Origin of the sequence: Solibacillus merdavium (assembly GCF_014836935.1) — a bacterium.
Taxonomy (GTDB): domain Bacteria; phylum Bacillota; class Bacilli; order Bacillales_A; family Planococcaceae; genus Solibacillus; species Solibacillus ferritrahens.
The window spans coordinates 23,510-30,331 of the sequence record NZ_JACSPW010000026.1 but is presented as its reverse complement, the minus strand read 5'-3'; the positions used below and the strand labels follow the sequence as shown (position 1 = coordinate 30,331).

9 protein-coding genes and 1 pseudogene are annotated in these 6,822 nt (G+C 31.9%); 3 read left to right on the top strand and 7 right to left on the bottom strand.

Annotated features, from left to right (window positions below; translation table 11 throughout):
* Nucleotides 1–40: 40 nt before the first annotated feature.
* From H9632_RS17775 to H9632_RS17765, 3 genes are all read right to left on the bottom strand, one after another.
* On the bottom strand, nt 41–448 hold the full coding sequence (locus tag H9632_RS17775) for a hypothetical protein (protein ID WP_191705399.1): 408 nt from the start codon (nt 446–448) through the stop codon (nt 41–43).
* 246 nt (nt 449–694) lie between these two features.
* Nucleotides 695–1,117: a PhoU family transcriptional regulator gene (locus tag H9632_RS17770; protein ID WP_191705398.1), complete on the bottom strand. Its 423-nt coding sequence runs from the start codon at nt 1,115–1,117 to the stop codon at nt 695–697.
* Nucleotides 1,118–1,400: 283 nt separating this feature from the next.
* Nucleotides 1,401–1,931, bottom strand: a complete 531-nt coding sequence (locus tag H9632_RS17765; RefSeq protein WP_191705397.1) for an AAA family ATPase — start codon at nt 1,929–1,931, stop codon at nt 1,401–1,403.
* Between the two features lie 278 nt (nt 1,932–2,209).
* Here H9632_RS17765 and H9632_RS17760 point away from each other — a divergent pair, with 278 nt between their 5' ends.
* On the top strand, nt 2,210–2,590 hold the full coding sequence (locus tag H9632_RS17760) for a DUF7668 domain-containing protein (protein ID WP_191705396.1): 381 nt from the start codon (nt 2,210–2,212) through the stop codon (nt 2,588–2,590).
* A 151-nt stretch (nt 2,591–2,741) separates the two neighbouring features.
* On the opposite strand, the gene H9632_RS17755 is transcribed toward H9632_RS17760, so the two are convergent.
* Nucleotides 2,742–2,960, bottom strand: a complete 219-nt coding sequence (locus tag H9632_RS17755) for a hypothetical protein (RefSeq protein ID WP_225223910.1) — start codon at nt 2,958–2,960, stop codon at nt 2,742–2,744.
* Between the two features lie 125 nt (nt 2,961–3,085).
* Here H9632_RS17755 and H9632_RS17750 point away from each other — a divergent pair, with 125 nt between their 5' ends.
* Nucleotides 3,086–3,853: a transglutaminase-like domain-containing protein gene (locus H9632_RS17750; RefSeq protein WP_191705394.1), complete on the top strand. Its 768-nt coding sequence runs from the start codon at nt 3,086–3,088 to the stop codon at nt 3,851–3,853.
* 43 nt (nt 3,854–3,896) lie between these two features.
* Here the strand turns inward: H9632_RS17750 and H9632_RS17745 are convergent.
* Nucleotides 3,897–4,115: pseudogene (locus H9632_RS17745) on the bottom strand (DDE-type integrase/transposase/recombinase); the annotation flags it as partial.
* A gap of 138 nt (nt 4,116–4,253) precedes the next feature.
* On the opposite strand from H9632_RS17745, the gene H9632_RS17740 reads away from it, so the two are divergent.
* Nucleotides 4,254–5,507, top strand: coding sequence for a TcaA NTF2-like domain-containing protein (locus H9632_RS17740; RefSeq protein ID WP_191705393.1), 1,254 nt, complete (start codon nt 4,254–4,256; stop codon nt 5,505–5,507).
* Between the two features lie 216 nt (nt 5,508–5,723).
* On the opposite strand, the gene H9632_RS17735 is transcribed toward H9632_RS17740, so the two are convergent.
* Nucleotides 5,724–6,119 carry a bleomycin resistance protein gene (locus H9632_RS17735; protein WP_191705392.1) on the bottom strand — a complete coding sequence of 132 codons (396 nt, stop codon included), beginning with the start codon at nt 6,117–6,119 and terminating at the stop codon, nt 5,724–5,726.
* Nucleotides 6,116–6,688, bottom strand: coding sequence for a histidine phosphatase family protein (locus H9632_RS17730; protein ID WP_191705402.1), 573 nt, complete (start codon nt 6,686–6,688; stop codon nt 6,116–6,118). Before H9632_RS17730 ends, H9632_RS17735 begins: the two co-directional genes overlap by 4 nt.
* Nucleotides 6,689–6,822: the final 134 nt, after the last annotated feature.

Below are 6,822 nucleotides of genomic sequence, written 5' to 3'. Positions count from 1 at the left end.
GGTTGACACTCAAGCATCATACAAGAGGGCTTTTTTGTTTTCAAGTCCCCGAAAATCCTTCTAACAGGAATGCTCCGGTTAATGTATTCCTCAAACATATATCAGTATTATATTTAATATTTGTAAGTGAATAGTTAACTAATAAATCTCCCTTTTTATTATAGTTCTCAATAGTAATATTAAATTCATGTGGTGACATCGCATTTAACGTAACTGACCCTTGTCTTTTTATTTCTAGATCTTCTAACTCAGTAATGAAGGACAATAATTTATCTAATTCAAACCAAACATTAATATTCCAACCTAAAAATTTATTATCGACTACTTCAATTGTACAAGATAAACTGGGTAATCGTTCATGCATATATTCTTCAAGGATAAATGTTATATGCGATGTCTTATCATTAGAATATATTCTGAAATCAAATTCAGATAATGGTTTATACATTTTTTCACCTCATTGGCTATTTCCAAGAAATAATAATATTTACTAATCATTTTTAAACTATCCTGCTTTGTTAATTTAAGTAGATTATTTCACAATCACCTAAATTTATATATAAATATCCAGTTTTTGAAATCTTTTATTCAACAATCTGACCCTTTAACGGAAAAACGCGATCTTCTTATTGAAGAAACGCGCCCGATTGTTGAACAACGTTATTAAACTAAAGCCCCCAATAGTTTATTATCGCTACATTTTTCTATCTTGTGTAGTTCCATCTGGATTTACTTGATACTGCCAAAGTTCCCCATCTTCTCCTCTGTAAATATACAGATACATAAATGTTTCGTCTTCAACAAAATTTATATATAACTGATAATCCACATTGCCTTCTCTGATTTCATCAAAGGGTACTATTTGTATACTTTTTTCATACTCGAAATCGTCTTTCACCTTATCATACACCCATACTTCATTGGTCTCGAATTCACCTTCTCCAGAGAAATATTTTGTTCCGAATATTTCTTCTACTTCATCTTTAGTTTGACCTATTTCTGCATTTGCTTCTACAAACTCTTTGTCTAATATTGGACTCGAATCTGATTCACTATTTACATCTGAACAACCAAATAATATAAAACTTAATAATACAATCAGTAATAACCTATTCATTCAATTTCCCCCCTTGTTAAACTAATCTGCAATCTCTTTTTAACAAAGAAAAAGAGTAGTGGTCTTAATACCTACCTCTAAATAAATGCTTCTCTTAAGCCCTCTAGAATACAGAGCTCAAGCCGCTTAAATCATTTATATTATTTCTGCTGTCTACTTGACAGGGAGCAGTTCATTTAACAACGTTCGTGCCATTTTAATGTATCCCAAACCTTTTATTAGGAACGTTATTTGTATGTATCATGTATTAGTAAATTATCAGGTGATTTAGAAATAATATAATTTAAAAAAGATTTAACTTTTCTTTTATATCTTGAATAATTTCATTGATACTAACTTTTTCTGTATCTATATACTCTCCAAAATCGTATTGATTGTAAGCCTCTAAACATTTATCGGTTTGTTGAAAACACCAGTTACCTTCTTCCTCTCCACGTAGTCTTAACCTTTCGTAAATTGTCTCTTTACTTGCATTCAAACAAAAATGATGGGTTTGTTCATCAACACTTTTAAATCCGTTGTAAATGAAATTTAAGTATTCTATTTTCCTAATGGTCATTGGCACGATTAGATTAATATTATATTTCGTAATTAACCTTTTTCCCACATCTACAGTTAACTCTTTCCATAAATCTAAATCTTGAAAGTCCCCTGTATTGGATTCTGTTCTTTTTATATCCATAGGAATAACATTTCTTAACATATAACCTATCTCTTCAGGGTCATATATCATACTATTTTTAATTTCGTTTTGAAGCATATTTGCAATAGTGGTTTTACCCACACCAAATGCTCCGTTTATCATTATAATCATTACACCATCTCCTCACTTTTTATTTTTACCTCATCGATATGTGATAGAGGCTGTTATCCTCTTTTTTTTGAATACGAGTTGATTAATAAGCATAAAAAGTATATTCTGAATATTGGACCGAATGGACATTCGTTTGTATTTAGGGGTGTACCCTCGGTCCGAGGTAGGACTCCACAGAAACGAATGTTCGAGGACCTTATAGAAATAAACATACCAATTATCACGTTGAGTAAAGCACCGTCTCTAACAACATTTAGATTAGAATTTGGAGGTTCACTATGAAAACTGAAGATAAACAATATGCTTTAACTGTTATTACTAATATATTAAAAGTAATGCACAATAAAGAATATGAAAACATTTTAAATTATGTGGATGAATCTGAAGTGGATGATATTGGTGAGTTATTCTTTTATGTTCAAGAAACTTTAAACTTAAATGGATTTGATTCATTTGATGAATATGGCGCACCTTGTAATTTCAACCTAAAATACGAATATTCACAAATCAACTTCTATGAATTCAATGATAACAGTGGATTTGCTGTTGATTATGATTTAACTTCAAATTCAAAACTGACAGATATGTGTTTACAAATAGAGTTTTTAAAAACGGATGACGGATTAAAAAGTGTTTTTATCACAGTTGACCCACGATAAAACAATATGTTAAAAGGAGAACATATGGAAATAAACCATTACAAAATACACTTTGTTTAAAATTGTTATTCAACAATATGGCCCTATAACGGAAACTTGATCCTCTTATTGAAGAATCGCGCCCGATTGTGGAAGAAAAGATTTTATATTTTTAATAGCTCAAAATACAAACAAAAATTATAATATATAAAATCGGATAAAAGATAATGGCGATTAAAGCTTTCATTTTTGTATTCTTAATTGCACTTTCCGTTATTTCAGGTTCTTCCTTGTTTATCCCTCGACTTCCCACCAGTAAACTTTCTTTCGGTTTAAAATACATCCAAATGAAAACACCATAAGGTATAAGCAATGCTATTATTAAAGCCATCCATTCCACTTACAACACCACCTTAAAGTATTTAGTAACTATATACGAATTAAAATTCTAATTTGTTTCAAAAATTATCCAAGTAGTATTCTCTAAGAATATTAATATAGGTAGGAGGACGTTAAATGACATTCAGCATAACAATCTCTAATCAAATAAGCGACAGAATAAAGGGTGCAAAAGAGGATAATGAAAGAGTAAAACGAATATTTTCCTGGATAAATGATGAATTTGAATGGATTGAAACTGACTATAAGGAAAGAACTGTGGAAGAAATCTTAATACGCCAGGCTGGGAACTGTGCAGAACAGGCGAAGGTCGTTGAAAAAGTTTTAAACCATATTGGAATAAAAACACGTTGGATTTTGGAAATAAACTCACAGCCGGAATGGGAGGATCGACAAAAGTTTTCTGAAAATCTCATTGAAAAGGATGGGAATTTTTACTCCATTTTTGGATGGAACCATAATGACCATAGATGGATTGAGTATTACAACAAAGATTCTAATCTATGGATTCCTATAGATACAGCTTTTGGGGTATTTGGTATGAAGCATTGGTTAGAAACAAGAATAAGTTTTTCTCCAGAATCTATACCAACCTCGCAACAAATAATACCTTTTTGTATTGTTGCATTAGATTCATCTAATGCTATTTCCGAGGAACTCTCAAGTTTTTACCTCATTGAACAATTCGATAAGTATTATAATGGGTTATTAAGTCAATCAGCAGAATGGGCAGAGTGGAAAATGTTGATCAATCAACTTACGGAGTTAGGGATAGCCACTTATAATAGTCAACACAACCTTCATAAGAACCAAGATGAGATAAAACAGTTTACAAACCTTTATTCAAAGTTAAAAAAAGAAGTTTTAAAAAATGCAGTTATTTAACATTGAACTTTCCATAATAGACTAAGGGAGAAACCTTTTTCGGTTTGTTATCGAACTCTTTTCCACGGTCAGTATGAAACATTTTGACGTCATTCAGATTGGCCTGAATGCTCGCAATCGCTTGATACACAAGCTCGGCTGTTTTATTTTCGCCAGCACTAAAACCGATGATTTCACGATTAAACAGATCGACAAACAGGCATACATAGTGCCATTTTTTTCCGACACGAACGTATGTTAAATCACTGACTATGACCGCTAATTACTCTTTATTAAAAGACCACATTTATAGTTAAACGATGAAATCCTGTTAATATAGCTCACTCTTCTTAATTATAAAACATTAATATACATGTATTGTTAAAAATGTATTAATGTTATGGGAGAATGAGGTGACAAAATGAAGAAGTGGTTTAGCATATTATTACTTGTATTGTTAGCAGGTTGTTCGAATGACGAAAAGCCCGTAGAACAGAAAAAAGATGAGGAAGCATCGAAAGTCGAAACGGTTACAGAAGTAGAAGTAGAAGTAGAACCATATATAAAAGCAGTTGAAGCAATTAATCGTGAAGATTTGGCGCTAGCCAAAAAATATTTACAGCTGACATTGCAGGACTTTCCAGATTCCAATGAGGCGATAGCCGCAAATGTACTATTAGCCTATAATTCGTTAGCTGTTTTTAATTCTCATGCAGATGTAATGAAACAACTTACAAATGGCCTATCTCATCAATCAAATTTAATTAATGATGAAGAAATTGAAACGCTCAAAAACTTTAGTGACCAGTCCGCAGTTACAGTGGAAGAAGCGAAAGCGGATTTTATGAACTATGTCGATGCCTTTTTAACGCATTTTGATGATACAAAGGATTTATCAACTTATTTCAACAAATTTACATTTACAACAGCTGATTTTGAATATGTAAGTGATTTTTCATTTTTTGAAGATATTGGGGTAGTCGTTCCAAATGAATATGAAATTGAGACATATATAGAAGAGAATAATCGTGAATTAAGGATTGGCGCACTTATTGGACTTTCTAGTAAATATGATGAAAAGCACTATGAATTATTAAACTTTTTATATCAAAGTGGGGCTTTCATTTTGTCAGAAGATGAACAAATGTCGAAGCAACTATTTGACTTGTTATTTAAGTTTACGGAAAATGACCCATACAATGAGTATCGAATTTTAACAGAAGAAATTTTGGACAAAAGTGGGCAACAAAATACGGATGATACAAGTGATGTTTCAACAATGAGTACGAATGAAGAAGTCGTAACATCCATTTATCAAGAAACGGATTCAGCTTTACGAAAAATAGTTCATTGGTTTGCGGAAGATTTTGCTCGTGCGATTAATGGACAAGATCCATCTAGTGTATCCTCTTACTTTGCAACAAATAGTGAGGGAGAAATGGTCGTGCAAGGATGGATGGAAAGCTTAATAAACAGCGCGACATTTGTAGAAATCGTAGAATCAAATGTCAATCAAATTGAAGTGCAAGAAGACGGCAGTTATTTGGTGTATGAGCATCGTATTGCAAAAGAAGATGATGGAGATGTAGGGTATGATGTGACCTATACATTTTTCCAGGATGAAACAGGTGCACTCGTTATTGAAGAAATTGAGTATGAAGGTTATGTATTATAAAGTTTATAATTTATAAAAGAAATGGGATTGTATGAGTACCATTTCTTTTTTATTTCTGTAAATTTTATAGTTTGACCGCCCTATTTTTAGGCTGCTTTCTTAATAATTATTGCTATAAAATTGGGCTGGGCTTATTCAAAAAATATGGCATTTTAACGGAAAAACATGGTCTTCTAATTGAAGAATCGCGCCCGATTGTGGAAGATCGTTTTTGAATTAAACGCCCTGTGAAAACCTTAGTAAATAACCATCTGGATCTTGAACTAAAAATTCAATTTCTTTAAATACAGTTTCACCTGTTGTATATTCGCTAACAAAAGGCTCCCTAAAAAGGGGAATTGCATTTTGATTTAGTCTATTAACAATAGATTGAATATCCTTAACAGTTATTTGGAAATTAATACCTCTACCTAATGGATACTCTAACAAGCCTGTTTCCCAATACCCATTAATTTCTTCAATCATCAATTGAGCATTATTGAGTGAGAGAAATGCAAATTTATCATTTTTTCTTTCGTATTCTAATTGGAATCCAAGTAACTCTGTATAAAACCACTTAGATCGTTCAATATCGGTAACTGACAACTCGGGTACTAAAGCATTGAATTTCATTTTTCTGTACTCCTTAAAATGCCCCATATTCTTTCTACGTTTTCGAGCACTTTTCCATTAAAAGTTAATTTATATACATCTGGCATATTGAGATTTTGCCAAAAGGAAAAATCATACTGGCTATCAAAATAATTCATGATTAAAACCATTATATTTCCATGTGTTCCAATAACAACATTTTCACCTTTGTATTTCTCTAAAATATTTAAAGTGGTTTCTACACCTCTTTTTTGAGCGAAGATGTTAGACTCTCCACCCTCCCATGAAAAATTGTAGTCCTCCCATACTTTTGTTACTGCAAGAGTAAAATCGTTGGCTGGGACTGTGGTTAAAGTACGTTCTTTCAAACCATCTATAATTTCAACTTCTGTACTTATGTATTCTGCTATGCCTTTGACAGTTTGAAGAGCTCGTTTATAAGGACTGGATACAACAATACCAATTTCCTCTGTTTTTAATAATTTTGTAACAACTGCTGCATCAGCAAAACCTCTTTCCGATAAAGGTCTATTTAATTCATCAGGTGTATATATAGAATGTGCGTGCCTAACAAAATATAAATTAGTCAATTTATCAGCTCCCGACATTAATAATTCTATTTTAACATCCCCTTGTTGTATTAACTTGCCCCGATAGTTTAAGTACATTATTTAAAAATCCCTCTCGCAATAGTAACCTGTTTTTCAGAAGAAGAATGTTATTC

Bases quoted from the DNA above. Each gene is read 5' to 3' on its own strand.
- H9632_RS17775 (WP_191705399.1), bottom strand. From the start codon at position 448: ATGTATAAACCATTATCTGAATTTGATTTCAGAATATATTCTAATGAT.
- H9632_RS17770 (WP_191705398.1), bottom strand. From the start codon at position 1,117: ATGAATAGGTTATTACTGATTGTATTATTAAGTTTTATATTATTTGGT.
- H9632_RS17765 (WP_191705397.1), bottom strand. From the start codon at position 1,931: ATGATTATAATGATAAACGGAGCATTTGGTGTGGGTAAAACCACTATT.
- H9632_RS17760 (WP_191705396.1), top strand. From the start codon at position 2,210: ATGAAAACTGAAGATAAACAATATGCTTTAACTGTTATTACTAATATA.
- H9632_RS17755 (WP_225223910.1), bottom strand. From the start codon at position 2,960: ATGGCTTTAATAATAGCATTGCTTATACCTTATGGTGTTTTCATTTGG.
- H9632_RS17750 (WP_191705394.1), top strand. From the start codon at position 3,086: ATGACATTCAGCATAACAATCTCTAATCAAATAAGCGACAGAATAAAG.
- H9632_RS17740 (WP_191705393.1), top strand. From the start codon at position 4,254: ATGAAGAAGTGGTTTAGCATATTATTACTTGTATTGTTAGCAGGTTGT.
- H9632_RS17735 (WP_191705392.1), bottom strand. From the start codon at position 6,119: ATGAAATTCAATGCTTTAGTACCCGAGTTGTCAGTTACCGATATTGAA.